This window comes from Nonomuraea sp. GTA35, assembly GCF_041950525.1.
GTDB lineage: Bacteria > Actinomycetota > Actinomycetes > Streptosporangiales > Streptosporangiaceae > Nonomuraea.
The window spans coordinates 232,818-258,580 of the sequence record NZ_JBGNUV010000003.1 but is presented as its reverse complement, the minus strand read 5'-3'; the positions used below and the strand labels follow the sequence as shown (position 1 = coordinate 258,580).

Annotated in this window: 16 protein-coding genes; 10 read left to right on the top strand and 6 right to left on the bottom strand. The window is 74.6% G+C overall.

Translation table 11 applies throughout. From position 1 onward, the window contains the following. Positions 1-2 precede the first annotated feature (2 nt). The 3 genes from ACBJ32_RS14365 to ACBJ32_RS14355 are packed head-to-tail and all read left to right on the top strand — an operon-like array spanning position 3 to position 6,080. Entirely contained in the window at positions 3-1,112 is a 1,110-nt protein-coding gene (locus ACBJ32_RS14365) for an exonuclease SbcCD subunit D (RefSeq protein ID WP_357869147.1), read from the top strand. Continuing rightward, complete coding sequence (locus ACBJ32_RS14360; protein WP_375127121.1) at positions 1,113-5,159, top strand: AAA family ATPase; 4,047 nt, start codon at positions 1,113-1,115, stop codon at positions 5,157-5,159. A gap of 36 nt (positions 5,160-5,195) precedes the next feature. Further along, positions 5,196-6,080: an NAD-dependent epimerase/dehydratase family protein gene (locus tag ACBJ32_RS14355; RefSeq protein ID WP_375127120.1), complete on the top strand. Its 885-nt coding sequence runs from the start codon at positions 5,196-5,198 to the stop codon at positions 6,078-6,080. Here the strand turns inward: ACBJ32_RS14355 and ACBJ32_RS14350 are convergent. After that, positions 6,071-6,700, bottom strand: a complete 630-nt coding sequence (locus ACBJ32_RS14350) for a RibD family protein (protein WP_375127119.1) — start codon at positions 6,698-6,700, stop codon at positions 6,071-6,073. The genes ACBJ32_RS14355 and ACBJ32_RS14350 overlap by 10 nt on opposite strands. Positions 6,701-6,772: 72 nt before the next feature. Next, positions 6,773-7,405 (bottom strand): HAD family hydrolase, encoded by a 633-nt coding sequence (locus tag ACBJ32_RS14345; protein WP_375127118.1) that lies wholly within the window; start codon positions 7,403-7,405, stop codon positions 6,773-6,775. Positions 7,406-7,504: 99 nt separating this feature from the next. Here ACBJ32_RS14345 and ACBJ32_RS14340 point away from each other — a divergent pair, with 99 nt between their 5' ends. Both ACBJ32_RS14340 and ACBJ32_RS14335 read left to right on the top strand, forming a co-directional pair. Next, positions 7,505-8,791, top strand: coding sequence for an MFS transporter (locus ACBJ32_RS14340; protein ID WP_357869162.1), 1,287 nt, complete (start codon positions 7,505-7,507; stop codon positions 8,789-8,791). A gap of 78 nt (positions 8,792-8,869) precedes the next feature. Continuing rightward, positions 8,870-10,423: an FAD-dependent oxidoreductase gene (locus ACBJ32_RS14335; RefSeq protein ID WP_375127117.1), complete on the top strand. Its 1,554-nt coding sequence runs from the start codon at positions 8,870-8,872 to the stop codon at positions 10,421-10,423. 24 nt (positions 10,424-10,447) lie between these two features. Here the strand turns inward: ACBJ32_RS14335 and ACBJ32_RS14330 are convergent, their stop codons facing one another. Then, on the bottom strand, positions 10,448-11,665 hold the full coding sequence (locus tag ACBJ32_RS14330; protein ID WP_375127116.1) for a LeuA family protein: 1,218 nt from the start codon (positions 11,663-11,665) through the stop codon (positions 10,448-10,450). A 73-nt stretch (positions 11,666-11,738) separates the two neighbouring features. On the opposite strand from ACBJ32_RS14330, the gene ACBJ32_RS14325 reads away from it, so the two are divergent. Continuing rightward, on the top strand, positions 11,739-13,082 hold the full coding sequence (locus ACBJ32_RS14325) for a citrate synthase (protein WP_375127115.1): 1,344 nt from the start codon (positions 11,739-11,741) through the stop codon (positions 13,080-13,082). Between the two features lie 64 nt (positions 13,083-13,146). On the opposite strand, the gene ACBJ32_RS14320 is transcribed toward ACBJ32_RS14325, so the two are convergent. The 3 genes from ACBJ32_RS14320 to ACBJ32_RS14310 are packed head-to-tail and all read right to left on the bottom strand — an operon-like array spanning position 13,147 to position 19,057. Further along, entirely contained in the window at positions 13,147-16,443 is a 3,297-nt protein-coding gene (locus tag ACBJ32_RS14320; protein ID WP_375127114.1) for a chromosome partitioning protein ParA, read from the bottom strand. Positions 16,444-16,460: 17 nt separating this feature from the next. Further along, on the bottom strand, positions 16,461-17,861 hold the full coding sequence (locus ACBJ32_RS14315; RefSeq protein ID WP_375127113.1) for a hypothetical protein: 1,401 nt from the start codon (positions 17,859-17,861) through the stop codon (positions 16,461-16,463). Next, positions 17,861-19,057 carry a hypothetical protein gene (locus tag ACBJ32_RS14310; RefSeq protein ID WP_357869179.1) on the bottom strand — a complete coding sequence of 399 codons (1,197 nt, stop codon included), beginning with the start codon at positions 19,055-19,057 and terminating at the stop codon, positions 17,861-17,863. The genes ACBJ32_RS14315 and ACBJ32_RS14310 overlap by 1 nt, the downstream gene beginning before the upstream one ends. 173 nt (positions 19,058-19,230) lie before the next feature. Between ACBJ32_RS14310 and ACBJ32_RS14305 the strand changes: the two genes are divergently transcribed. The 4 genes from ACBJ32_RS14305 to ACBJ32_RS14290 are packed head-to-tail and all read left to right on the top strand — an operon-like array spanning position 19,231 to position 25,761. After that, on the top strand, positions 19,231-21,342 hold the full coding sequence (locus ACBJ32_RS14305) for a fibronectin type III domain-containing protein (RefSeq protein ID WP_375127112.1): 2,112 nt from the start codon (positions 19,231-19,233) through the stop codon (positions 21,340-21,342). Positions 21,343-21,355: 13 nt separating this feature from the next. Continuing rightward, positions 21,356-22,381: a MoxR family ATPase gene (locus ACBJ32_RS14300; protein WP_357869183.1), complete on the top strand. Its 1,026-nt coding sequence runs from the start codon at positions 21,356-21,358 to the stop codon at positions 22,379-22,381. Further along, entirely contained in the window at positions 22,382-23,626 is a 1,245-nt protein-coding gene (locus tag ACBJ32_RS14295) for a DUF58 domain-containing protein (protein ID WP_375127111.1), read from the top strand. After that, positions 23,623-25,761, top strand: a complete 2,139-nt coding sequence (locus ACBJ32_RS14290) for a DUF3488 and transglutaminase-like domain-containing protein (protein ID WP_375127110.1) — start codon at positions 23,623-23,625, stop codon at positions 25,759-25,761. The genes ACBJ32_RS14295 and ACBJ32_RS14290 overlap by 4 nt, the downstream gene beginning before the upstream one ends. The last annotated feature ends 2 nt before the right edge of the window (positions 25,762-25,763 follow it).

The following is a 25,763-nucleotide window of genomic DNA, read 5'->3' as shown; positions in this document are numbered from 1 at the left end:
ACATGCGGATCCTGCACACCTCCGACTGGCACCTCGGGCGCTCCTTCCACCGGGAGAGCCTGCTCGCGGGGCAGGCGGCGTTCATCGATCACCTGGTGGAGACGGTGCGGGCCGAGCGGGTCGACGTGGTGGCGGTGGCCGGCGACGTCTACGACAGGGCGCTGCCGCCGGTCGACGCGGTGGCGCTGCTCGACGAGGCGCTCGGGCGGCTGCGCGGGGCCGGGGCGCGGGTGGTGCTGATCAGCGGCAACCACGACTCGGCGCTGCGGCTGCGGTTCGGCTCGGCGCTGTTCGAGGCGGCGGGGGTGCACGTGCGCACCTCGCCCGGCCAGTCGTGGGAGCCGGTGCTGGTCGACGGCGTCGCCTTCTACGGCATCCCCTACCTGGAGCCCGAGCTGGTGCGGGCCGAGTGGGAGCTGCCCGACCGCAGCCACACGGCGGCGATCTCGCATGCGATGACGCGCATCAGGGCCGATGCCGCACGCCACCGGGCGTCGGTGGTGCTATCCCACTGCTTCGTGACGGGCGGGCAGGCCAGCGACAGCGAGCGCGACATCAGCGTCGGCGGGGTGGCGCACGTGCCGCTGCGGGCGTTCGACGGGGTCGACTACGTGGCGCTCGGCCACCTGCACGGGCGGCAGCGCATGTCGGAGACCGTGCGCTACTCCGGCTCGCCGCTGGCGTACTCCTTCTCCGAGGTGGGGCAGCTCAAGGGGTCGTGGCTGGTGACGCTGGGGGAGGGGGCGGAGTTCGTCCCCGCTCCGGTGCCGCGCCCGGTCGGCCGGCTGCGCGGGGAGCTGGAGGAGCTGCTGACGCTGCCCGCGTACGCGGCCTACGAGGATCACTGGCTGCAGGTCGTGCTCACCGACGCCGTGCGCCCGAAATCCGCCATGGACCGGCTCCGCGCCCGCTTCCCGCACACCCTCGCCCTCTCCTTCGACCCGGTGGGCGCCGCACCCGCCGCGCAGCCCGTACGCCTCAGCGGGCGGCCGGAGGCGGAGGTGGCGCTCGACTTCGTTCGGGAGGTGCGCGGCGAGCCTGCCGCACCCGAGGAGGAAGACCTGCTAAGACAGGCCATCGAGGCGTCCAGGGTGAAGGAGACGATGGCGTAGATGCGGCCGCACAGGCTCACGCTCACGGCGTTCGGGTCCTTCCCGGGCACCGAGACGGTCGACTTCGACGCCCTGTCGGCGGCCGGGCTCTTCCTCGTCCACGGGCCCACCGGGGCGGGCAAGACCACGATCCTCGACGCGCTGTGCTTCGCCCTCTACGGCCAGGTGCCCGGGCAGCGCAACAGCGCCCGCAGCCTGCGCTGCGACCACGCCCCGCCGTCGGTGGGGCCGTCGGTCACGCTGGAGGTGACCATCCGGGGGCGCTTACTGCGCATCCAGCGCTCCCCGGCCTGGCTGCGGCCCAAGCTGCGGGGCTCCGGGGTCACCGAGGAGAAGTCCAAGGTCGTGCTGTCGGAGTGGCAGGGGGGCGACTGGCACGGGCTGACGACGCGGCTGGACGAGGCCGGGGACCTGGTGGGCGGGCTGCTCGGGATGAACGCCGACCAGTTCTGCCAGGTGGCCATGTTGCCGCAGGGGGATTTCGCGCGGTTCCTGCGGGCTGATGGGGATGAGCGGTCGAAGCTGCTGGAGCGGCTGTTCACCGTCAAGATCTTCACTTCGGCCGAGTCGTGGCTGGCCGAGCACCGCAAGCTTGCCTGGCGGGAGGCGCAGGAGCTGCGGCAGGAGGTGGACTTCGCCATCAAGCGGGTGGAGGAGGCCGCGGGCGACGACCTGCCCGCCGCGCTGACCGCCTCCGCCACGCCCATCTCCGCCGCGCCTGCGTCGGCCCCGTCTGGGTCCATCGCGCCTGCGTCGGCCGGGTCCGGGCCCGCCGCGCCCGCGTCCGCCCCGTCTGAGTCCTCCGCGCCCGCTTCGTCCGCGCCCGCGTCCGATGTGCCTGTGCCTGCTGCGCCGGCCGCGCCGACGGATGATCCTGCGGCGCCACCGGCCCTGTTCGACCTGCCCGCTGCGGCGCGGCCGAGCCCGTCCGGGGCCGGCGCGGTGAGCGGCGGAGCGCCGGAGGACGGCGGTGGCGCGGGCGATGAGGTGCCGTCGCCGGAGACCGACCCGGTGCGGTGGGCGGGCGCCCTGCTGGAGGCCGCGCGGGCCGTCGTGCTGCGCGCCGACGAGGAGCACGCGGCGGCCGGTCAGGCGCTGCGAGCGGCGCGGACGCGTTTCGAACGGGCCGCCGCGCTCGCCGACCGCCAGCGCCGCCACGCCGAGGCGCTCACCCTGCGCCGCACCCTCGACGAGCGCGCCGACGAGCGCGCCGACCTGCAGGCGATCCTCGACGACGCCGCCAGGGCGGACCGCGTGGTCCCGCTCATCACGGCCGCCCGCCAGCGCGCGGAGGCCGCCACCAAGGCCCGCACGCTGGCCGCCGACGCCCTCGCCCGCGCCCGCCCCCTCCTCTCCGCCACCGGCCTCGCTCGCGACCAGGGCGGCCCGGCCCGCGACCAGGGCTCCGCCGCCGGTCTGGTCCGCGATCAGGACTCCGCCACCGGCCTGGCCGGGGATCAGGACCTCACGGCGTCATCCGGTCATGCCCCGGATCAGGACCTCGCAGCGCCGTCCGCTCACAGCCCAGGCGGTACGGACGAGCGGGACACGGGCCGGTCCTCGGCGTACCGGAGCGCGGAGCCGTCCGTGGCCGAGCTGGCCGGGTTGGAGCGGCGGCGGCAGGACGAGATCGCCCGCCTGTCCGAGCTGCTCACCGAGGAGGCCAGGCTGTCGGTGGTGCGGCGCGACCTGCTGCGCGTCGAGCAGGAGCTGGCCGAGCTGGTACGCGCCGACGAGGCCGTGGCCACGCGGCTGGCCGTGCTGCCCGGGCTGATCGAGCAGGCCGAGGCCAGACTGGCCGAGGCGCGGGTGGACGCCGCCAGGATCCCGGCCGCGCGGGCCGTACGCGACGCCGCCGCCCACCTGATCGAGATCGACGGCGAGCTGGCCAGGCTGGCGGTGGAACTGGACGCGCTGGCACAGCGCGAGGCCGAGGTGGCCGCCGCCGACGCCGAGCTGCCCGGACGGCTCGCCGACGCGAGCGCCGCCCTGACCGAGGTACGCGCGCAGGCGGCGGCCATCCCCGCCGCGACCGCGAGCCTCGACGCCGCCAGGGCCGCGCTGGAGGCCACCCACCGGCGGGAGGCGCTGGCGGCGGAGCTGGAGGCGGCCGTGGCCGCGCACCAGGTGCTGGTGGACCAGGCGCAGGCGGCGCGGGAGCGCTGGCTCGACCTGCGGCAGGCCCGCATCGACGGAATGGCGGCCGAGCTGGCGCGCGACCTGGCCGAAGGGCGGCCGTGCGCGGTCTGCGGCTCCGAGCACCACCCTCATCCGGCCTCGCCGGCCGCGAGTGCTCCTTCGGCCGACGACGAGCAGGAGGCCGAGAGCGCCCACGAAGCCGCCCTGGCCGAGCGCGAGGCCGCCGAGCGGGCGCTCGCGTCGCTGGAGTCACGGCACGCCGACGCGGTCGAGGCCACCGGCGGGCTGGACGTGGTGGCGGCGGAGGACCGGGTGGAGCTGGCCGAGCAGGAGGTCTCCCGCCTGCAGGCGGTGGCCGACCGCGAGCCCGCCCTGGCCGCCGCGCTCGAACGCGTCGAGATCGAGCGCGAACGGGTCCGCGACCAGTCCAGGGAGCTCGCCGAGGCCCTCGCCGCCCACCGCGCCCACCACCGCCACCTGGAGTCCGAACGCGGCCGCGTCCGCACCCAGCTCGCCCAAGCCGTCACCTCCGGCGCGGTGGCCGCCGCGGGCGGAGGTGTCATCGCAGACGCCGCTGAGGCGCAGGGCAGTTCTGGCACGGACGCCGCTGTGGCGTACGGCGGTGCCGGGGCGGAGGCCGGGGAGGTGGACGGTGAGCGGGTGCTGGCCGAGGCCGAGCGGGAGTTGCGGAGGCTGGAGGCGTCGGCGGGCCGGGAGCGGGTGCTGGCCGAGGAGGCCGCCGGGCTCCGGCGCGAGAGGCAGGAGCTGGAGGAGCGGGGCCGCCAGGTCGCCGCGAGGCTGGCTGCCGGGCGTACCAGGCACGAGGAGCTGAGCGGCGACGCCGGGAGGCTGAGCGCGAGGCTGGACGCGGCACGCGGCGACGACGTCACCCTGACCGCCCGGCTGTCGAGGCTGCACGACGAGGCGGAGCTGCTGCGCGAGGCGCTGGAGGCCACGCAGGCGGCGGTGGCGGCCCGGGAGGAGCTGGAGCGGGCCAGGCGGGCGGCCGAGGAGGCGGCGGAGGAGGCCGGGTTCGGGGACGTGCGGGAGGCGGAGGCCGCGTACCGGAGCCTGGCCGAGCGGGAGAGCAAGGCGGAGCTGCTGCGCAGGCTGGACGACCAGCACGCCGCCGTGACCGGCGTGCTGGCCGACCCCGAGCTGGTGGCCGCCGCGGCGGAGCCGGCGCCGGACCTGGCGGCGATCGGGGCCGAGCGGGACGGGCTGGAGCAGGCGTACACGAGGCTGGCCAGCGCCCGCGACCGGGCCGAGGCGCGGGCGCGGCGGCTGGCGGAGCTGTGCGGCGAGCTGTCCGGCCGGATCGAACGCTGGCGTCCCGCGGCCGACAGGCACCGGCTGGCCGAGCGGATGGCGGCGCTGGCCAGCGGCACCTCCGGCGACAACCAGTGGAGCATGAGCCTGTCGTCGTTCGTGCTGGGCGAGCGGCTGCGGCAGGTGGTGGCGGCGGCGAACGAGCGGCTGGACCACATGTCGGGCGGCCGTTACCTGCTGCGGCACGACCTGCGCAAGACGGCGGGCTCGCGGGCCCGCGCGGGCGGCGGGCTCGGGCTGCGGGTGGCCGACGGGTGGACCGGCGTCGACCGGGATCCGGCCACGCTGTCCGGCGGCGAGAGCTTCATCACCTCGCTGGCCCTGGCGCTCGGCCTGGCCGACGTCGTCACGGCGGAGGCGGGCGGGGCGGAGCTGGGCACGCTGTTCGTGGACGAGGGGTTCGGCACGCTCGACGAGGACACACTGGACGGCGTGCTCGACATCCTCGACGGGTTGCGCGACGGCGGCCGGGCCGTGGGCATCGTCAGCCACGTGGCCGAGCTGCGCTCCAGGATCACGGCGCAGCTCAAGGTGAACAAGACGCGTACGGGCTCCACGCTCAAGGCCGTGGGAGTCTGACAGCACCACCCCGGATCTACCCCTGAGGAGTCATCGATGCGTGTCGTCGTCACCGGAGCCCACGGCAAGGTCGGCAGGGCGGCCGTCAGCGCCCTGGTCGCGGCGGGTCACGAGGTGACCGCCACCGATCTGACGCGACCGGTCTGGGAGCGGCGCGAGCCGGGCGAGCCGCGTTACGTGCAGGCCGACCTGACGGACGCGGGGCAGGCGTTCGCTGTCGTACGCGGGTGCGAGGCGGTGGTGCACGCGGCGGCCATCCCCGACCCGACGGCCAACGCGCCGCAGGTGGTGTTCCAGAACAACCTGATGGCGACGTTCAACGTGCTCGAGGCGGCGGTGCGGTTCGGGGTGCCGCGGTTCGTGAACATCTCCAGCGAGACCGTCCCCGGGTTCTTCTTCGCCGAGCGGCCGTTCCTGCCCGACTACGCGCCGGTGGACGAGGAGCACCCGATCCGGCCGCAGGATCCGTACGCGCTGGCCAAGCACTTCGGCGAGCAGCTCATGGACGCGGCGGTGCGCCGCTCGGACATCCGCTGCATCTCGCTGCGCCCGAGCTGGGTGCAGCACGAGGGCAACTACGAGCGCAACCTCGGCCCGCAGGTCCGCGACAGCTCCCAGGCCGGGGCGGGGCTGTGGAGCTACATCGACGTGTACGACCTGGCGGACGCGATCGTGCTGGCCACCGAGTCGGACCTACCCGGGCATGAGGTGTTCTACATCGCCTCGCCGGACAACGCGGGCGGGCACGACTTCGCCGCCATGCTGCGCCGCTATTTCGGCGACCGCATCGAGCTGCGGCCGCTGGCCCGCCCCGACGCCTCGGGCATCTCCTGCGCCAAGGCCCACCGGCTGCTGGGCTGGACGCCGAAGCGGTCGTGGCGGGACTACCTGGACGAGAACGGCCGCACCCGTCAGGGGTGATAGCGGAGCCAGACGAGGCCGCCCGGCAGGCTCTGCGCGGTGATGAGGGTGAGCGGCGCGGCGGCGGGGCGGTCGCCGTACCAGAAGCGGGTGGCGCGCTCGCCGGCCAGGCAGGGGTGGACGAGCAGGCTGACCTCGTCCACCAGCCCGGCCGCGAGCAGCGCGCCGATGAGCCGGCCGCCGCTGTCGACCCGCACGACGCCGACCCCGTCGTCGCGGCCGAGCGTGCGCAGCGCGTCGGCGAGGTCGACCCGGTCGGCGCCCGTGACCAGCTCGCGCACCGGCAGGCCGGCCGGGCGCGGGGGAGTGGCGCGGCAGCGCAGGGCCACGACGTCGCACCAGTGGCCGGCCGCGCGCAGCGCCTCCCACTGGCTGACCCGGCCGCGGCCGTCCACGACGGCCAGCAGCGGCCCGTCGGGCGCGGGGCCGGGCTGCTCGGCGCCGGCCAGCGCCTGCTCCTGGGCGAGGATGGTGTCAGCCCCTGCCAGGGTGAGGTCTTCCTCCCAGGTCTGGGCGAGCTGGTAGAACCGGGCGACGTCCGGCTGGAATCCCGTGGTAGCTCCGTCGGCGGACACCGCGACGTGGGCCACCACGTAAGGACGTTGCGTACCTGAAGGCATGGCCTCACCGTACGTGGTGCGGCGGGCCGGCGCCGAGCGGCCGGGGGAGCCCGGCCCGTACGCGCGCGGCTGTCAGTCGAGGGCGGCGATCAGGTCGGGCAGCGTGGCGGGGTCGTGGAAGAGCGTCGCGCCCAGGCCGGTCAGCCGGGAGGGGGGCGTGAGGCCGCCGGCGAAGGCGAAGCAGCGCATGCCGGCGCGCATCGCCGCCGTCACGCCGAACGGGCTGTCCTCCACCACCACGCAGCGCTCGGGCTCGGCGCCCATCGTGGCCGCGGCGTGCAGGAACAGGTCGGGCTCCGGCTTGCCCCTGGCGACGTCCTCGGCGCTGAACACCCGCCCGTCGAACCTGCCGGCCAGCCCGGTCAGCTCCAGGCTGCGGCGGATGGTCGGGTGCCGGCCGTTGGAGGCCACGCAGTAGGGGATGGACAGCCGGTCGAGCGCCGCCTCGATGCCGTCGATCGCGCACAGCTCGGCGGCGATCGCGGCGGCGTAGTCGGCGTTGACCTGCTCGCGCCAGCCCGGCGGGGTCTGGCCGACCTGCTCGGCCCAGTACTCGTTGGTGCAGCCGACGAACCGCTCGGCGTACTCGGTCTCGTCGATGTCCCAGCCGAGCCGCCGCAGCGCGGCGGTGCCCACGCGTACGGAGATCGGCTCGCTGTCCACAAGAACCCCGTCACAGTCGAAGATCACCAGATCGACGGCCAAACCCGTGCCCCTCCCAGTGGTTGATACGTGACATTGCGCAGGTGGTAGCGTCTGCGTATCGCTTCACAAGACGCTAGTCCGCATAGTGAGACACATTTCATGACGACTTCCCCCCAGACCGCGGCGCCCAGCCGGTCCCGGATCGCGGCGGCCAGCCTCATCGGCACCGCGATCGAATTCTATGATTTCTACATTTACGGCACCGCCGCGGCCCTGGTGCTCAACACCGCGTTCTTCCCCGAGATGGACTCGGTGGCGGGCACGCTCGCCTCGTTCTCGACGTTCGCCGTGGCGTTCATCTCCCGGCCGCTCGGCTCGGCCGTGTTCGGGCACTGGGGCGACCGCGTCGGCCGCAAGTCCATGCTGGTCGTCTCGCTGCTGGTGATGGGGCTGTCGACCGTGCTGATCGGCCTGCTGCCCGGCTACGCCTCGATCGGCGTGATCGCGCCCGTGCTGCTCGTGCTGCTGCGCTTCACGCAGGGCATCGGCCTCGGCGGCGAGTGGGGCGGCGCGGCGCTGCTGGCCACCGAGCACGCGCCGCCCGGCAAGCGCGGCCTGTACGCGATGTTCCCGCAGCTCGGCCCGTCGGCCGGATTCATCGTGGCCAACGGGCTGTTCCTGATCCTCGGCGCCGTGCTGAGCGACGGGCAGTTCGAGAGCTGGGGCTGGCGGCTGCCGTTCGTGGCGAGCCTGCTGCTGGTCGTCGTCGGCCTGTACGTGCGGCTGAAGATCTCCGAGACCCCCGTCTTCCAGGCGGCCATGGACCAGCGCCGGATCGCCAAGGTGCCGTTCGCCGGGCTCATGCGGCACCAGTGGCGGCGCGTGCTGCTCGGCGCCGGCGCCATGACCGTCGCCTACACGCTCTTCTACACCGCCACCACCTACTGCCTGGCCTACGGCACCGACACCCTGCGGATCCCGCGGACCACGATGCTCGCGCTCACCATGGTCGGCGTGGTGTTCATGGCGGCGGGCACGGTGGTCTCGGCCCTGGTGTCCGACCGGCTGGGCCGCCGCCGGACGCTGATCTGGGGCACGGCCGCGGCGATCGCGTGGGGGCTGGTGATGTTCCCGCTGATGGAGACCGGCTCGATCTTCCTGGTCGGGCTGGCGCTGGCCGGGGCGCTCGCGCTGATGGGGCTCGTCTTCGGGCCGATGGGGGCGTACCTGCCGGAGCTGTTCAAGACCGAGTACCGCTACAGCGGCGCGTCCGTCGCCTACAGCCTCGGCGGCGTGCTCGGCGGCGCGGTGCCGCCGCTGGTGGCCACCAGCATGCAGGCGGGCGGGCTGGGCGTCATGGCGATCGGCGGGTACGTCTCCGCGATGGCCCTGCTGAGCCTGCTCTGCCTGCTGGCCCTGCCGGAGACCGGTGACCGGTCGCTCTGAGACCTCGCCGCCGGAAGTTGTCACAAACGGCGGCGCTGTCCCGTCCATGGGGTGAAGAACCCGAAAGGAGACGGGGCAATGAGGAAGCACATCCTGATCGTCGGTGGCGGATACGTCGGCATGTACGCCGCGATGGGGCTGCGGAAGCTCGTCCGTTCCGGCGAGGCGACCGTCACCGTGGTGGACCCGCGCGGCTACATGACCTACATGCCGTTCCTCGCCGAGGCGGTCGGCGGCTCGATCGAGCCGCGCCACGTGGCCGCCCCGCTCGGGCAGGTGCTCAAGGGCATGCGGGTGCTGACCGGGCGCGTCACGCGGGTGGACCACGAGGCGCGCAGCGCCGACTTCCAGCCGGTCCAGGGCCCCGCCAGGACGATCGAGTACGACATCCTCGTCATGGCGGCCGGCTCGATCACCCGCGCGCTGCCCATCCCCGGGCTGGCCGAGCACGCGGTCGGCTTCAAGAGCATCGGCGAGGCCGTGCACCTGCGCAACCGCGTGCTGGCCAACCTCGCCGCGGCCGCCTCGACCGACGACGAGCAGGTACGGCGCAGGGCGCTGACGTTCGTGGTGGTCGGCGGCGGGTTCTCCGGCGTCGAGGCGCTGGCCGAGATGCAGGGCCTGGCCGACGAGGCCGTGCGCTACCACGAGGGCATCGAGCCCGCGGACCTGAGCTGGACCCTCGTCGAGGCCAACGACCACATCCTGCCCGAGCTGCACCCCGACCTCGGCCGCTGGACCGTGGACGCGCTGCGCAAGCGCGCCGTGGACGTGCGGCTCGGCACCCGGCTCGCCTCGCTGGCCGGCGGCGTGACGGTGCTCTCGGACGGGACCGAGATCGACGCCGGCACGGTGGTGTGGGCGGCGGGCGGGCGGCCCAGCCCGCTCGCGGCGGCCAGCGGGCTGCCCGTGGACCGCATCGGGCGGCTCCTCGCGACCGAGTACCTGACGGTGGCGGGCGTCGAGGACGCCTTCGCGGCCGGTGACGGCGCCGCCGTGCCCGACCTGACCCGGCCGGGCGAGTTCACCGCGCCCAACGCCCAGCACGCGGTGCGGCAGGCCAAGCTGCTGGGGCGGAACCTGGTCGCGTACGTGCGGGGGCGGCGGCTCAAGCCGTACCGGCACGCCTATCTCGGCTCGGTCGCCGGGCTCGGCCACCACCAGGGGGTCGCCCAGGTGTACCGGATCAAGCTCACCGGCCTTCTCGGGTGGCTCGCGCACCGGGCCTACCACCTGGGGTGGGTGCCGACGGCCCGGCACAAGGCCGCGGTGCTGGCCGACTGGTTGCTGGCGGGGCTCTTCCGGCGCGAGACGGTGCGGCTGGAGGCGATCGAGCACGCGGACGAGGACTTCCGCCAGGCGCTGGCCGCCGACCAGGCGAACGAGCCCGCCCGCCCGGCTGCGGCGCACGAGCAACCCGTTCACGACGCGCCTGCTCCCGGCGAGGCCGTCCACGACGCGCAGGCCGCCGGGGAGGCCGTTCACGATGTGCCTGCTCCCGAGGAGGCCCTTCACGACGCGCAGGCCGCCGGGGAGGCGGTTCACGACGCGCCGGCCCCTGACCAGGCCGTTCACAGCGTGCCGGCCGCGGGAGAGGCCGGGCCGGGTGCTCGTCAGGCTCCGGCCGCGTGAGCGGCGGGCCTGACCGGCCGCCGGTCAGGCGTAACCGGGGAACATCAGCGACAACTCGCGCGGGTAGGCCGCGATCAGACGCAACTCGTCGTCCGTGAGCGGCCTGCCCGTCATCGCGTTGCAGAGCTGCACCAGCCGGAACGACTCCTCCTCGTCGGCCACCTCCACCCCCAGCCCCTCCATGACGTGGCGGAACCCGGCCTTGCCGCCGTACTCGCCGGTCAGCACCACCCGGCCCGGCCGCGCGTGCCAGTCCCAGGGGAACGGCCCCAGCGTCGCCTCGTCGTACAGCTCGTAGTTGCCGTGGTCCTTCAGCGCGCCGTCGGCGTGGATGCCCGACTCGTGCGCGAACGCGTTGCGCCCCACCCCGACCTGGTTGTACGGCAGCGGCTGCCCCAGCGCGTAGCTCGCCCACAGCCCGAACCGGCGGGCCCACTCCAGGTTCAGCGCGTCCCCGATCCGGGCCGACTCGAGCCCGAACCCGTGACGGAAGGCCAGGATCGTGGAGAGCAGGTCGGCGTTGCCCGAGCGCTCGCCGATGCCGTTCACGCAGGTGTTGATCCACGCGTCCTGCCCGGCGTCGAGGTCGCCGAGCGCGCCGGAAACGGAGTTGGCCACGGCCATGCCCAGGTCGTTGTGGCAGTGGGTCTCGACGGGCATCGCGGTGGCGGAGGCCAGCTTGGCGAAGCGCTCGCGGATCCGGTCGGGCGTGTCGCCGCCGATGGTGTCGCAGTAGCGTACGCGGTCGGCGCCCGCCTGCTTGGCCGCCAGCGCGAACTCCAGCAGGAACCCGTCGTCTGTACGGGAGCCGTCCTCGGCGTTCACCCCCACGGTGAGCGCGCCCGCGTCCTTGGCCACGCGGACCGCCGCCGTCATCTCCCTGATGATCGCGTCCCTGTCCAGCCGGCCGCGGAACTTGTTCTGGATCATGTAGTCGGACGTCGAGATGGACAGGTTGTAGTGCTTCAGGCCGAGAGGCGCGGCCTTCTCCACGTCCTGCGGCACACCCCGGCACCACCCGGACAGCCTCAGCTCCCCGAACGCCCCCGCCTGTGCCAGCGCCACCTGCGCCCGGACGTACGGGACCTCGTGGAAGAGGAACGGGAAGCCGATCTCGGACTGAGCCACCCCCAACTTGGCCAGATAGAAGTTGACCATGGTCTTGCCGAACTTCGACAGGCCGGTGCGTGCGGTCTGCACGCCGTCCCGGTTGGTGACGTCGAGGAAGTGAACTTTTGGCATGTCCTCACGTTGACATGCGCGTTCAACGTGGATCAATATTGATTTTCGTCAACTATGGGAGGGCTGGGCGGCTGTGGAGTGGATCGACGCGGCCACGGCGGCGGAGCGACTGGGCGTCAAGCCCGCCACGCTGTACGCGTACGTGAGCCGGGGGGTGCTGCAGCGGCGGCACGGTGAGGACGGGCGGCGCAGCCTCTTCTCGGCCGAGGAGATCGAACGCCTCGCGCGCCGGGGCCGGCCCCGCAGCCAGCCGCCGGAGCTCGTCATCGAGTCGGCCGTGACGGCGCTCGGCGTCGACCGGCCCTACTACCGGGGGATCGACGTCCTGAGCCTGGCGGGCACGGCCTCGTTCGAGACGGTCGCCGAGTGGCTGTGGACCGGCGACCCGGCAGTCTGGCGCCCGCCCGCCGAAGGCACGGGCGAGGACCGAGGCAGAGCGAGGCGGGATGGCCGGCCTGCCGAGGGCATGGGCGAGGACCGAGGCAGGGAGAGGCAGGGCGGCAGGCCCGCCGAAGGTGCGGGCGAGGAGCGGGGTGGGGTGAGGCGGGGTGGCCGGCCGTGGCGGTGCGAGCCCGAGGAGGGGTTGCGGGCCGCCGTCACCGCGCAGCGCGGGCTGCCCGACGACCTGCTGCCCCTCGACCGGCTCCAGGTGATCACCACGGTGCTCGGCGCGTCCGACACCCTCCGCTACCAGCTCGACCCCGAGTCGGTCACCGCCACCGGCCGCCGCCTGATCGCGGGCCTGGTGGACGCGCCGCCCCCGCTGAGCGACCCCCAGGGTGACTCCATCGCCGAGCGCCTGTGGTCCCGCCTGTGCCCGCACCCCGCCACCCCGGCCCTGCTCACGGCCATGGAGGCCGCGCTGGTGCTGCTCGCCGACCACGAGCTGGCCGCCTCCACGCTGGCCGCCAGGGTGGCCGCCTCCGCCAAGGCCGACCCGTACGCGGTGGTCCTGACCGGCCTCGGCGTCCTGGGCGGCCCGCTGCACGGCGGAGCGTCGTACGGCGCCGAACGCCTGCTGGCCGAGATCGCCGAGCCCCGCCACGCCGCCCGCGCCATCGCCGAACGGGTGCGGCGGGGCGAGCGCATCCCCGGCTTCGGCCACAGCGTCTACAAGAACGGCGACGGCCGCGGCGCCGCCCTGCTCGACCTGGTCAAGCAGGCCGCGCCCGGGCACGGGCGGATCGCCGCGGGGGAGGCCGTGCTGGCGGAGATGCGACGCCGCCGCCTGCCCGACCGCAACATCGACTTCGCCCTGGCCACCCTGTCCGCCGTCAGCGGCATGGTGCCGGGCGCCGGAGAGGCGATCTTCGCGGTGGCCAGGGTCGCGGGCTGGCTGGCCCACGCCATGGAGGAGTACGAACGCGGCTCCCTCCTCCGCCTCCGCGCCTCCTACACCGGCCCGCCGATCGCGTGAGGTCGCCTCGGATCGCCGGGCCCGCCGATCAGGTGAGGTCGCTTTGAACCGCCGGGCCCGCCGATCAGGTGAGGGCGGGCGTGCCCCGATCCACGTACGCCGCCAGGGCGCGCACCCGCTCGGCGTGCTGGTCGTGCCCGACGATCACCGGCGGCTCGTTGTACGGCATCGCGTCCGACGACCGCCGCAGCTTGATGTACTGCCCGCAGGCGTCGATCGCGTACGGCTCCATGTCGTCCTGCAACGCCCCGATCACCGTGATCCCGTACGTCTCCCCGATCCTCCTGAACAGCGCCACGGCCTCCCGCCGATGCTCCTTGCCCAGGTTGCGCCCCAGCTCGTCGAGCACCAGGCACAGGTGACCGCCACCGGACGACGCGATGGCCGCCGCGCACACCAGCTTGACGGCCTTCTCGTCCATGAGCGCCGTGTTGGCCCGCCGGTTGTACGGCACGAACCCCTGCCCCTCGCCCCGCCGCCACTTGGGCGTCACCCGCCACTGCCAGCGCTGCTCGGGATCGGCCGGCGCGGGCGGCACGGGGAACTCGAGGGTCGCGCCGTAACCGCCGTAGGAGGTGTCGAGCTTGTCGAACTCCTCGGCCACCCGCGCCAGCCGCGCCTTGATCGCCGCCGTCAGCGCCGCCCGGTGCACGGCCGTGGACTGGGCCGCCTCCTCGGCGCCCCTGGCCGCCGCCGCCAGGTCCCGCTGGCGCGAGACGAGCTGCGCCTCGATCTGCCGCCGCTGGTGCCGCTCGTACTCCTCCTGCCCCCGCAGGTACGACGCCAGCGCCCCGCACACCGCCGGGAACGTCGCCTGCTCGCGCGCCGTGCTGCCCTCCCGCTCGCTCAGCAGGAACCGCAGCTCCTCCGGGATCTCCGCCTCGTCATCCGACGGGAACGTGTCGCGCAACGCCTGGTCGAGGTGGCGTTCGGCGACCCGCCACCACTCCTCGGCGGCCCTGGGCCGCTCCTCCTCGGGCAGCGCCTCCAGCCATTCGCGGGCGGTCTCGACCGTGCCGCCCCAGTCGGCCGCCAGCGCGCCGAGCTTGAGCGCCTCCCGCTCCGCCCCGACTTTCGCCTCCTGGTCGCGGGCCTGCGCCCGCTCGGACTCGTGCCGGTGCCTGCGGCCCTCCAGCCGCTCGATCTCCATGTCCCTGGTACGCGCGCGGAAGTCCAGCGCGCCCGCCTGCCGCTCGGCCTCGGCGACCTTCGGGGTCAGCTCCTCGATGGCCGCGTTCAGCTCGCCCAGCCTGGCCCGCCGCTCGCCGAGCTTGGCCTCGATCTCGGCCAGGCGCACCCCGGCCCTGGCCCCCTCCAGCCGCCGCTGCGCCTGCGCGACGGCCTCCTCCCCGTCGTGTACGGCCTGCGCCGCGCTCTCCTGCACGTCCTTGGCCCGGTTGAGCCGCTGCTCGGCGGCCTTGATCCGGGCCTCCCGCCCGGTCGCCACCCCGTCGAACGCCCCCACGACGCTCACCCCGGCCGCGCTGACCAGCACCGACCCGGGCAGCTCCGCCAGCGCCGCGGCGGCCTCGTCGAGCTGGGAGGCGTCCACGATCACGGCATGCTCGTTCGGCCACCCGCGCAGCTCACCCAGCGCAAGCCCGGCCCCAGCGCCGGCCGCGGTACCGGCACCAGCCGCGGCACCGGCTCTCGTACCGGCACCGGCACCGGCACGAGAGCCGGGCAGGGCCGTCGGGGGCGTGTGGGCGGCGTCGCGGGCCTGCTCCGCCACGTCCAGGGCGTCCAGCAGGCCGGTGGCGCCGATCCCGGCCGCCGCCAGCGCGTTGAGCTGGGCCGCCGCCGGGCCGCCCTCGGCGTCGTCCAGCGCGGCCTGCGCCGAGGCCACCTCCTGGTCGGCCACGCCCAGGGCCTTGAGCGCCTCGTTGAGCCGCAGCCGCACCTCGCCCAGCTCCCGCTCGGCCGCGGGCACGTCCCGCCCGTCGGCGAACCGCCGGGTCTCCTCCAGCCCAGGGATGAGCCCGCGCAGCTCGTCGGCGGAGTTCTCCGCCACGGCGCGGTCGGCGTCGAGCTTGGCCGCCCGCGCCTGCAGGGCCGACAGCTCCTTGCGGGCCTGCGAGACCTGCCGGTCGAGGGTGTCCTCGCGCAGCGTGGCGATCTCCGCCTTCACCATGGCGATCGCCTCGCCCGCCGCCTCGCCCGCGGCGCGGTGCCGTTCGAGGTCGGCGACCAGCGCCTCGTCCTTGGCCGCCGCGTCGGCCAGCTTGCGCGCCTGCCGCCCGCGCCAGCACCGCAGCGCGTCGGCCAGCCGCACGCGCGCCTGGTCCCGCCGGTCGAACGTGGTCAGCAGCGCCTTCGACTCCGCCTCGAACTCGGCCAGCCGCTCGGCCGCCTGCGCCGCCCGCACCCGCTTGGCGTGCTCGTCGCGACGGGCCTCGCGCTCCTGCTCCAGCTCGGCGTCCAGGCCGGTGAGCGCGGCGATGGCCTCGAAGACGCGTTCAGGGGTGATCTCGTTGAGCGGCTGGGAGAGCAGGTTGGTGGCGACCTTGCTGCGCACGGACGTGGACAGGAACGACACGCACCTGACCTTGTCGCCGTAGAGCACCTTGGTCAGGTCGCGGGCCACGACGTCGCGCCGCCCGGCCGACCTCGGCAGTGACGCCCAGATCTCGTCGGCCCGCGCCACCCGCTCGGCCTCGGACGGGGACGCCGCCAGGTGCACACCCTCCCGCCAGCGGATCTCCAGGTGCGGCGCCTCCTGGTTGACCTTCAGCCACACGGTCAGCGCCCCGCCCGAGGTGTCGGGCACCTCGAACAGCTCCCCACCGCCGCCGTCGGCCTCCCCGAGCACGAGCTCAGCACCGCCGCCGCCATTCCCACCGCGACCGTCACCGCCCCCGGCGAGCGCGAGCCCAGCGCCGGAAGCCGTCCCACCGGCCGCCCCACCGGCCGTCGTGCCTCGGGCCACGTCACCGGAGGGGGCCGAGGCGGTGGCGCGTTCACCGTCGGTGCCGTCCGGCGGAGGGGCCGGGTCGAAGCCGTTCATGCCGGGCGGCCCGAAGACGCCCACGATGTAGCCGTGATCGGCGCTGGCCCACTGCCGGGCCCCCGCGCCGCTGGCCAGCTCGGCGTTGAACAGCAGCTCCGACACCGCCTTGGCGCCCGAGGCGAAGCGCCACTGCTCGTCACCGAGCAGCGCGGTGATCGAGGCGATGAACGAGGACTTGCCCGCCCCGTTGGAGTCCTTGGGCCCCGCACCGGCCACGACGATGAGCGTGCCGGGGACGGTGGGCACGGGATGGGTCGACAGCCGTGAGATGTTGACCGCCTGCATGGCGATCAGCACCCGGTCCCCGACGACGTTCTCCACCTGCGACACCTCGAACCCCCGTAACCCTTCCATCCATCAGAAAAACGCTCTTACTTGGCGGATCTACGCGCCAGCACGGCGGTCGCGAGCGGGGTGTTCGGCCCGGCCGCCAGGATCAGCTCCTCCTGCAACCGCCGCCGCGCCGCCGCGGTGAGCCGGTGGAACTGAGGCCCCGGCACGTAGCCGCCCGCCTCCTCGCCCGCCTTCACCTGGCCGAGCAGCCCCGCGTGCCGCAACGTCCGCAACGCCGACTCCAGCTCGCCGATCGGGAGCTGGGTGTGGCGGCGCAGCTCCTCGACCGGCGTCGGGTGCGGCGACAGCCACGAGTCCTCCGGCAGCAGGCCCTCGGCTCGCGGGATGGCCACGGAGTGCACCAGCACGAGCGTCAGCACCGCCCGCTCGCTCACTCCCAGCGGCCCGCGCGCCGTCTCGGGCGTGCCGGCGGCGTCGAGGGCGCCGATGGCGGCGGCCGCACCGTCGTCGTAGCCGGAGATCCAGCGGTCGCGGTGCTGGATCAGCGTACGGCCGCGCCTGGCCAGCATCTCGCCCAGCGTGCGGCGCAGCGCCGGGTCGCGCAGGGCGGCGAAGCGCACCTCCGGCACCGGCTCGGCGGCGTGCTCGACCACCATGAACGCCGCCACCAGCTCGGCCCGCCGCCGCTCGTCGTAGCCGCCCAGCAGGTCGTCGAACTCGGCCGCGCCTGCCTCGACCCGGCCACCGACCTCGGAGGCCTCCGCGGCCTCGGCGGCCTCCGCGGCCTCGGCGGCCTCCGCGGGTTCGGCGGTCTCGGGGGGTTCGGCGGTCTCGGCCCGCTCCGTGGCCTCCGCCTCCCGGCTCCCGCCGCCGGCCTCCGCTTCCTGGCTCCCGCCGCCCGGCTTCGCGCCCCCGGCACCCCGGGCGGCGGCGATGATGTCGGCGTCGCCCACCACGGTCAGCTCCGGCCGCTCGGGCTCCGGCAGGCGCCGCACCAGCTCCTGCAACTGCGCGTGCGCCTCCACCGGCCACAACGCGCAGCGCGGCCCGAGCAGCACCACCCCGTCGTCCATCACGATCCAGGCCGAGTCGTGCAGCCGCCGCAGCGCGCCGCGCGCCCAGTTGCGCATCAGGTCGTCGGTACGCCCGATCAGCTCCCGGTAGGTGTCGAGCACCAGCTCCACCGGCGCGGGATCGCCCGGCCACGGGTCCACGGACAGATCGGTCCAGCAGCACTTGAGCACCGCCGCCAGCACCCGCCGCGTCTCGCCGGAGCGCTCCACGGGCACGGGCGCCACCTGGTGCTCCTCCAGCAGCGACGGCGTCACCCCGTCGGGCCAGACGGGCAGGGCGTCGCCGGTGGAGTCGGGCCTGGTCAGCCGGATCATGCCGGGGGCGGCGGGAACCCCGGCGCCCAGCCGGGCGGGCCCGTAGGCCCGCACCAGCGCGTGGGAGACGGCCGCTTGTCGCTGATCCATCACAGGCGCTCCAGGTAACCGTGCGAGAGCCAGGCGGGCTCGCGATCGGGATCGACGGTCAGCCCGTCGGCCCAGGCGAGCCGGTAGGGCAGCTCGGGCCGCAGGTCCACGGTCGTCAGGTCGGCCAGCATCCGCCGCGCCGCGACCCAGTCGGAGCCGAGCACGTCGGCCAGCGCCACCCGCGAAGCTCCTCCCAGCAGGGACTCGGCCATCCGGGTGAGCCGTTCGAGCGCGGCGCCGGGCGAGGTGTCGAGCGAGGACTCGGGGCCGGGGTCGGGCAGCGTGGAGCGCGGGGGAGTGGGCTGGGCGGGGGCCGGCCGCGGGGCCTCGTCGACGGCCCGCGCGATGGCGGCGGGATCGTGCCAGGGTGCGGGCGCGTCGAAGAGGAACCCGTCGAGCACGGCCGCGAGCCGCTCTCTCGACGCCGTCTGCGCGAACGTGCGCCACGTCTCGGTCGGCAGCAGCGTCAGGTTGCGCGTCGTGCCCGCCGAGTCGGCCAGGCGGCCCGCGGCGCGGCGCGAGGCGTCGCTGTAGGCGTAGATGGCGGCCCGCAGGTCGGTGCAGACCCGGTCGAGCTCCGGCCAGCGGGTCAGGATCGTGCCGTGCAGGCTCTGCGCCCGCCGCGCGATCTCCTCGGTGCCCCACAGCTTGGGCGCCTGCTCGCGCAGCTCCTCGATGGTGCCGGTGGTGAGCGTGATCAGCTCCAGCGCCCACAGCCGGAACGCCCGCGCCAGGTTGAGCGCGCTCTGCCTGGCCTCCTCCATCGTGGTGCGCGGGTCGGCGACGTTGAGGTCTTCGAGCGCCAGCAACCGGTGCATCTCGGACTGGCCGCCGTCGTCCATCATCCGCCTGATGAACATCAGCCCCACGACGCTGGTGAACGAGGCGCGGTAGCGGAGCTGGTTGGGCTTGGGGAACACCTCGCGGATGGCGCCGAGCCCCTTGAGCACGCGCAGCCGGTTGTCGAACTGGTCGGTGGGGTAGGCGCGGCAGGCGAAGCGCATCTGCTCGTGCGTCAGCCACTCCTCGCCCGCCTCCGCGAACGCGGCGAACAGCGTCTCGGCGATGTCGACCAGGGCCGGGTCGTCGACCACCGCCCCGCTGTCGCGGGCCAGCGCGGCGAACATGCGGCGGTAGGTCGACAGGACCGCCTCGTCGGTGAGGACGGAGTCGAGGGTCAGGGGCTGTTCGGACACGGGCTCTAAGGTACGGCTTCACACCGACACTCTTGGCACTCTCGCACCGGCGCTCCCATGGCTACCAGCCGGTACATACCCGGGAGGGACGCCCGGGCGCTAGGGTGATGCCCGTTGTTCCGGGGCGAAACGCTCCCTAGTCGTACAAACCGGGGTGGGTAGGCAAGGTGAGCGTGCTCCGCGGTGATCGTGCCACGGCGGTGATCGCCGGGGTGGCGGCCGTGATCCTGGTCGCCGCGGCGGCGTGGTTCGGCGTGGGCGTCTCCAGCGCCAACCCCAAGCTGGCCGACGTCGGCGCGTGGTTGTGGACCGCGGCCCGCGGCAGGATCGTGCACGTCAACGGCCTGTCCGGCGAGGTGGACGGCTACCTCGACGACAAGGCGGGCCGCCGGCTCCGCGTCGTCCAGGACGGCGGCAACGTCCTGCTCGTGGACGACAGCACCGGGTACGTCAGCCGCGTCGAGCCCAGCCAGCTCACCGTCACCGAGACCCGCGACTTCGGCGCGGCCGGGATGCAGCTCGCCATGTCGGGGAACACCGCCTACGCCGTGGACCCGGCCGCGGGCAAGGTCCAGCAGATCGACCCCGCCACGCTGGACACCGTCGGCGCCGCGCTGACCCTGCCGGGACCGCTGGGCGCGGCCCGCGTCGACGGCGGGGGCCGCCTGTGGGTGCCCGTGACGGCGCAGGGCCAGGTCGTCCCGGTCTCGAACGGCGCCGCGGCGAGCCCGATCAAGGTCGGCGAGCCCGGCGAGGAGCTGTCGGTCACCATCGCCGGCGGCCTGCCCGTCGTGGTCAACACCAGGGCCGCCACCGCCACGATCATCGGCTCCGACGGGGGCGTGGGCGAGATCACCCTGCCCAAGGGCGTGGCCCAGGCCGCCAGGGGCGGCGCGCTCACCCCGGCCGGCACCGAGGGCTCCCTGGTGCCGATCCTGGCGCCCGGCGACTCGGGGCTGCTCGTCGTGATCGACACGAGCTCCAACGCCGTGCTCAGCACCAAGCTGGCCACCGGCGACCCGGCCGACCTGGGAGTGCCGCAGGTGCTCGGCACCAAGGTGTACGTGCCGGACCAGGGCCGCGGCGCGCTGATCGTCTGGGACAGCGCGTCGGGCGGCCGCCCGACCACGCTCCAGGTGGCGCAGGAGCCGGGCCCGGTGGACGTGTTCGTCAAGGACGGCCTGCTCTGGGCGAACGACGAGAACGGCGACAAGGCCGTCGTCATCGACCCCGAGGGCCGCAAGCACGACGTCGACAAGGGCGACTCCGACGTACCGGGGCCGTCCACCACCCCCAAGCCCAGGCCGACCCCGAGCACCGAGCCCACCCAGCCCGACACCCCGCCCGAGCAGGAGCCCGAGCAGGAGCCCGACCCGGACCCGGTCAGGACCACCGACCGGCCCAGCTCCACCCCCACGCCCACCCGCGAGACGCCCAGCAGGACCCCCTCCCGGACGCCGTCGCCCAGCGCGCCCTCCGCGCCGGGCGCCGTGACCGCCAGGTCGGGCCCCGGCAAGGTGACGGTGACCTTCAGCGAGTCCACCGGGGGCGAGGTCGAGCGGTACACGCTGAAGACCTCCGGCGACGGCAGGTCCACGCCGCAGTCGGTGGACGCGGACGGGCCGTTCCAGTTCGAGTTCACGGGCGGCGACTGCGCGAACGAGTACACGTTCACCGTGGTCGCGCACTGGTCGGGCGGCGAGGTCGAGTCCGAGCCCAGCGCCGGGGTGCGGCCGTGCGTGGCGCCCGGCTCGCCCACCGGGTTCGCGGCCAAGGCCAGGAACCGGGGCGCCGAGCTGACCTGGACCGCCCCCGAGGGCGCCGACGACGCCACCACGTACGAGCTGACCGGCGCCGCCACCAACAGCGGCATCAAGGGCACGTCGTTCACCGTGGACGGGCTCAAGAACAACCAGAAGCACGCCTTCAAGCTCAAGGCCAGGAACGCCGCCGGCGAGAGCCCCGACGTGGCCACGGCCGAGGTGGACCTGGCCTACCCGCGCCAGCAGTACAAGAACGCCAGCAACGACGACACCAACACCCTGATCCGCCCCGGCCCGTCGACCAGCGGCACGGCCGGCACGATCCCGAAGGGTCAGTACATCACCCTGACCGTGATCTGCCAGGTCAAGGGCGCCTCGTACACCGACTCCTCGACCGGCAGGACGAGCGACGTCTGGAACCGGATCGAGAGCCAGTACGGCAACGGCTACCTGAACGACACTCTGGTGGCGACTCCGGACGGCGGTTTCCCCGAGGGGCCGCTCTTCGAGTGCACCGACTGAGAAGGGGACTCAGTTGACCCAGTACAACTACCAGGACCACCAGTTCCAGCAGCCGCCGCCGGTGTACGAGCCGCAACAGCAACCGCAGCAGCAGCTCGCCGGCCAGTTCGCGCAGCGCTTCCAGCTCCTGGCCGCCAACATCGAGCGCATCATCCGCGGCAAGCACGAGGCCACCGAGCTGGCCCTGATCTGCCTGTTCGCCGAGGGGCACCTGCTCGTCGAGGACGTCCCGGGCACCGGCAAGACCACGCTCGCGCGCTGCCTGGCCGCCAGCGTGGACGCCGAGTGGCGGCGCATCCAGTTCACCCCCGACCTGCTGCCCAGCGACATCACCGGCGTGTCGATCTTCAACCAGGCGCACCAGAAGTTCGAGTTCCACCAGGGGCCGGTCTTCGCCAACATCGTGCTGGCCGACGAGATCAACCGCGCCTCCCCGAAGACGCAGGCCGCGCTGCTGGAGGTGATGGAGGAGCGCCGGGTCACGGTGGACGCCGAACCGCATCCGGTGCCCCGGCCGTTCCTCGTCGTGGCCACGCAGAACCCGGTGGACATGGACGGCACGTACCCGCTGCCCGAGGCGCAGCTCGACCGGTTCCTGATGAAGATCTCCGTCGGGTACCCGGACCACGCGTCGGAGGTCGAGGTGCTCAAGGGCATGCCGACGGGGCCGCAGGTCGAGCGGCTGCCGGTGGTGGCCAGGTCGTCCGACGTGGCCGGCATGATCGACTTCGCCTCGCGCATCCACGTGGCCGACCCGGTCTACGACTACATCGTGGCGCTGTGCGGCGCCACCCGCACCAGCCCGCACCTGCGGCTCGGCGCCAGCCCCCGGGGGAGCCTCGCGCTGCTGCGCGCCGCCCGGGTCAAGGCCGCCGCGGCCGGGCGGCACTACGTGGTGCCCGAGGACGTCAAGGCGCTGGCCGTGCCGGTGCTGGCGCACCGCCTGATCCTCACGCCGGAGGCCGAGCTGCGCGAGGTCACCGCGGCCGCCGCGCTCGGCGAGATCCTCGCCGGGATGCCGGTGCCACAGGCGGCGTAGGTGCAGCCGTCGCCACCGGCCGGGCCCACGGCCGCGCAGCCGTCGCCACCGGCCGGGCGCGCCGCCGCGCAGCCGTCGCCACCCGCCGGGCGCGCCGACGCACGGCCCTCGCGTACCGGGCCCGCCGCCGCACAACCCCCGCGCACCCGGCTCACCGCGGTCCTGACCCCGCTGGGCTGGGGCACGCTGGCCGGGGTCGTGGTGCTGTACGCCGCCGGGTTCGCGCTCAGCTACCCCGAGCCCGTGGTGCTGGCCACGGGCGCGCTGCTCGCGCTGGCCGCGGCCCTGGCGTGGACCGCTCCGAGACCGCGGCTGGAGGTGCGCAGGGAGGTCACCCCGGTCAAGGTGCCGCGCGGCGACGCCGCCGTGGCCGTCCTGAGCGTGACCAACCTCGGCCGCCGCGGCCTGTCCGGCCTGCGCGCCCAGGACCGGATCGGCTCGTCGGAGCACACGGTCGACCTGCCGAGGCTGCCCAAGGGGGCGGTGCGCACGGTGTCGTACCCGCTCCCGACGGACACGCGGGGGGAGATCCCGGTGGGGCCGCTCGTGCTCGTGCGCGCCGACCCGTTCGGGCTGACGCGCCGGCTGCGCGAGTACGGCCGGCCCGTCACCCTCCTGGTACGCCCGCGCACGGTCGCCCTGCCCGTCCCGCCGTCCGGCAAGGCCCACCACCTGGAGGGGCCGGCCAGCGACAACGCGCCCGCGGGCACGGTCACCTTCCACACCCTTCGCGAGTACGTGCTGGGCGACGACCTGCGCCACGTGCACTGGCGCTCCAGCGCCCGCACGGGCACCCTGATGGTCCGCCAGTTCATCGACGCCAGCCTGCCCACCACGACGGTGCTGCTCGACACGCGGGGCCTGACGGAGCCGGCCGTGGACGCCGCCGCCTCGGCCGCCGTCGCCGCCGCCCGAGCCGGGTTCCCGGTACGCGTCCTGACCGGCGACGGGCCGCTGCCCGACACGAAGACGGACCCCGAGGCCGTGCTGGACCGGCTCGCGCTGGTCCGCCCCGGCACGGCCGGGGTCACGGAGGCGCTGCGGACGGCCCGGGGCGGAGGATCGCTGGTACTGGTGACGGGCGACCCGTCGGAGGCGGGGCGGATCGCGGGGGCACGGCGCCGCTTCGACCGCGTCATCTGCGTGTACGTGGGCCCTGGCCCGGCTCCGGCCGGCCCGCCAGGGGTGACGGTCGTGCCGATCGTGTCCCTGGAGGAGCTGCCCGCGGCCTGGAGGTCCCGATGACCCGCGGCATGCGGCGCGCCACCCGGCCGGACCCGCCCGGCGGCGTCCTGCACGACGCCCGGCGCGACGTCCGGCGCGACGCCGTGCAGGGCGGGCCGTTGTGGCTGCGGCCGGCCGGGCTCGCCGTCGTGGCGGCGCTGGCGGGCGTGGCGGGCTGGGGTTTCCACCGGGTGTTCCCCGGCAGCGAGCTGCTCCTGGCCGTCGTCCCCGCCGCAGTCGGCCCCGCGGCCATCGCCGCCGTGACCCGCGGCCGTCCTCTGTGGCTGGCGCTCCTCCTGGACCTCGTCCTCTGGCTGGCCGGCACCATCCCCCTGTACGGGACGCTGTCACCGACCGTCCCCGCCGACGTCGTCAACGCCTGGCACGCCCTGCTCACCACCCTTCTGCCCGCCCAGCCGGAGCCGGAGCTGCTGGTCCTCGTGCACACCCTCGTCTGGGCGGCGGCCACCATCGGCGCGGAGACCCTTACCCGCACCGCCACGCGGATCGCCGCCGCGCTTCCCGCCCTGGCCGTCCTCGGTGCGGCACTGCTGCTGGGCGTGGACGGCGAGGGCTCGAACCTGCCGGTGGCGGCGGCCCTGTTCGTGCTGATCGCCGCGCTGGCCCTGATCCGCGACGGCCGCTCCCCGGTCTGGCTGCTCGCCGGGATCCCGGCCGCCGCCGCGCTGGCCGGGCTCGCGCTGGTGGTCGGCCCGCTGCTGCCCATCGCCGCCGAGCCGTACAACCCCCGCCAGGACGCCGACCTCCCCCCTCCCGCCCGCGTGGACAGCGTCAGCCCTCTCGACCGGGTCTCGGCGTGGTTGCAGATCCCCGACCGCGAGCTGTTCACCGTCGAGGCCGGCAAGCCGCAGAACTGGCGCCTGGCCGTGCTCGACCGGTACGACGGCGTCCGCTGGACCTCCAGCGCCCGCTTCCAGCCCACCGGCGGCCGTGTCCCCGAGGGCGAGTGGGCGGGCGCCGCGGACGTGGTGCGCCAGCGCATCACGTTCGGCGGCCTGCCCGGCACCTGGCTGCCCGCCGCGGAACGCCCCGAGGAGGTCACCGGCGTGCGCGGCCTGGCCGTGGACCCCGCCAGCGGGTCGCTGCTGGCCGGCGCCAAGCCGGCCAAGGGATTCAGCTACGAGGTGACCTCCCGCGTGCCGCGGCCCACGAAGGCGGACCTCCTGGCCGCCGTCCCCGTCCGTGACGCGAGCCTGACCGCCTTCCCCGACGGGCCCCAGGAGCGGCTCTTCCGCAGGCTGGCCCAGCAGGCGGTCAAGGGCGCCGGGGAGCCGATCAAGCAGGCGTACCGGCTCCAGAGCTACCTGCGCACGAACGCCGCCTACGACGTCACCGCGCCCCCCGGCCACTCGCTCAAGGGCCTGGAGTTCTTCTTGCAGACCACGCACAGGGGGACGTCGGAGCAGTTCGCGGCCACGTTCGCGCTCATGGCCAGGACGCTCGGGCTGCCGTCGCGGGTGGTCGTGGGGTTCAGGCCGGGCGAGGAGTCCGGTGGCGTTTATCACGTCAAGTCCGGACATGTCATGGCGTGGGCGGAGATCAAGTTCGAGGGGCTGGGGTGGCGGCCGTTCTACCCGACGCCGGGCCGCAGCGGGGCCAAGGACGACCACGAGGTGGCCTCCTCGGCGATCGAGGAGAGCGAGAAGCTGGAGGGCGAGTTCGCCAAGGGGGGCAGCGACCGGCCCAAGCAGTCCCAGCCGCAGGCGGCGGACCAGGGCGAGCAGGCGGCGAGCGGCCCTGACCCGTGGCTCGTCGCGGCGGTGGCGGCGGGCGGGCTGCTCGTGGCGTACGCGGGCGTGGTGGTCGCCGTGCCGTGGCGGCGCAGGCACGGCCGCCGCGGCGCGCCGGAGCCCGCGCAGCGGGTGCTGGGGGCGTGGCGGCAGGCGTGCGACGATCTGGGGCTCGGCGGGGAGCGCGCGCTGACGGCGGGCGACGTGGTGTCCCGCCAACCGGGCGACATTTCCGCACATCTCTACCCGCTAGCCGAAATTTCCAATTTCGTGCGGTACGCGCCCGACGAGGTCACCGACGCCGCCGCCACCGAGGCCTGGCAGCGCAGCGACGCCATCCGCAGGGCCGTCCGCGCCCGCAAGCCCCTCCTCGCCCGCCTGCGCGACCGCCTCCTCCTGCGATGATC

Bases quoted from the DNA above. Each gene is read 5' to 3' on its own strand.
- ACBJ32_RS14350 (WP_375127119.1), bottom strand. From the start codon at position 6,700: ATGCCTTCAGGTACGCAACGTCCTTACGTGGTGGCCCACGTCGCGGTG.
- ACBJ32_RS14335 (WP_375127117.1), top strand. From the start codon at position 8,870: ATGAGGAAGCACATCCTGATCGTCGGTGGCGGATACGTCGGCATGTAC.
- ACBJ32_RS14355 (WP_375127120.1), top strand. From the start codon at position 5,196: ATGCGTGTCGTCGTCACCGGAGCCCACGGCAAGGTCGGCAGGGCGGCC.
- ACBJ32_RS14320 (WP_375127114.1), bottom strand. From the start codon at position 16,443: ATGGAAGGGTTACGGGGGTTCGAGGTGTCGCAGGTGGAGAACGTCGTC.
- ACBJ32_RS14365 (WP_357869147.1), top strand. From the start codon at position 3: ATGCGGATCCTGCACACCTCCGACTGGCACCTCGGGCGCTCCTTCCAC.
- ACBJ32_RS14315 (WP_375127113.1), bottom strand. From the start codon at position 17,861: ATGGATCAGCGACAAGCGGCCGTCTCCCACGCGCTGGTGCGGGCCTAC.
- ACBJ32_RS14330 (WP_375127116.1), bottom strand. From the start codon at position 11,665: ATGCCAAAAGTTCACTTCCTCGACGTCACCAACCGGGACGGCGTGCAG.
- ACBJ32_RS14340 (WP_357869162.1), top strand. From the start codon at position 7,505: ATGACGACTTCCCCCCAGACCGCGGCGCCCAGCCGGTCCCGGATCGCG.
- ACBJ32_RS14360 (WP_375127121.1), top strand. From the start codon at position 1,113: ATGCGGCCGCACAGGCTCACGCTCACGGCGTTCGGGTCCTTCCCGGGC.
- ACBJ32_RS14290 (WP_375127110.1), top strand. From the start codon at position 23,623: ATGACCCGCGGCATGCGGCGCGCCACCCGGCCGGACCCGCCCGGCGGC.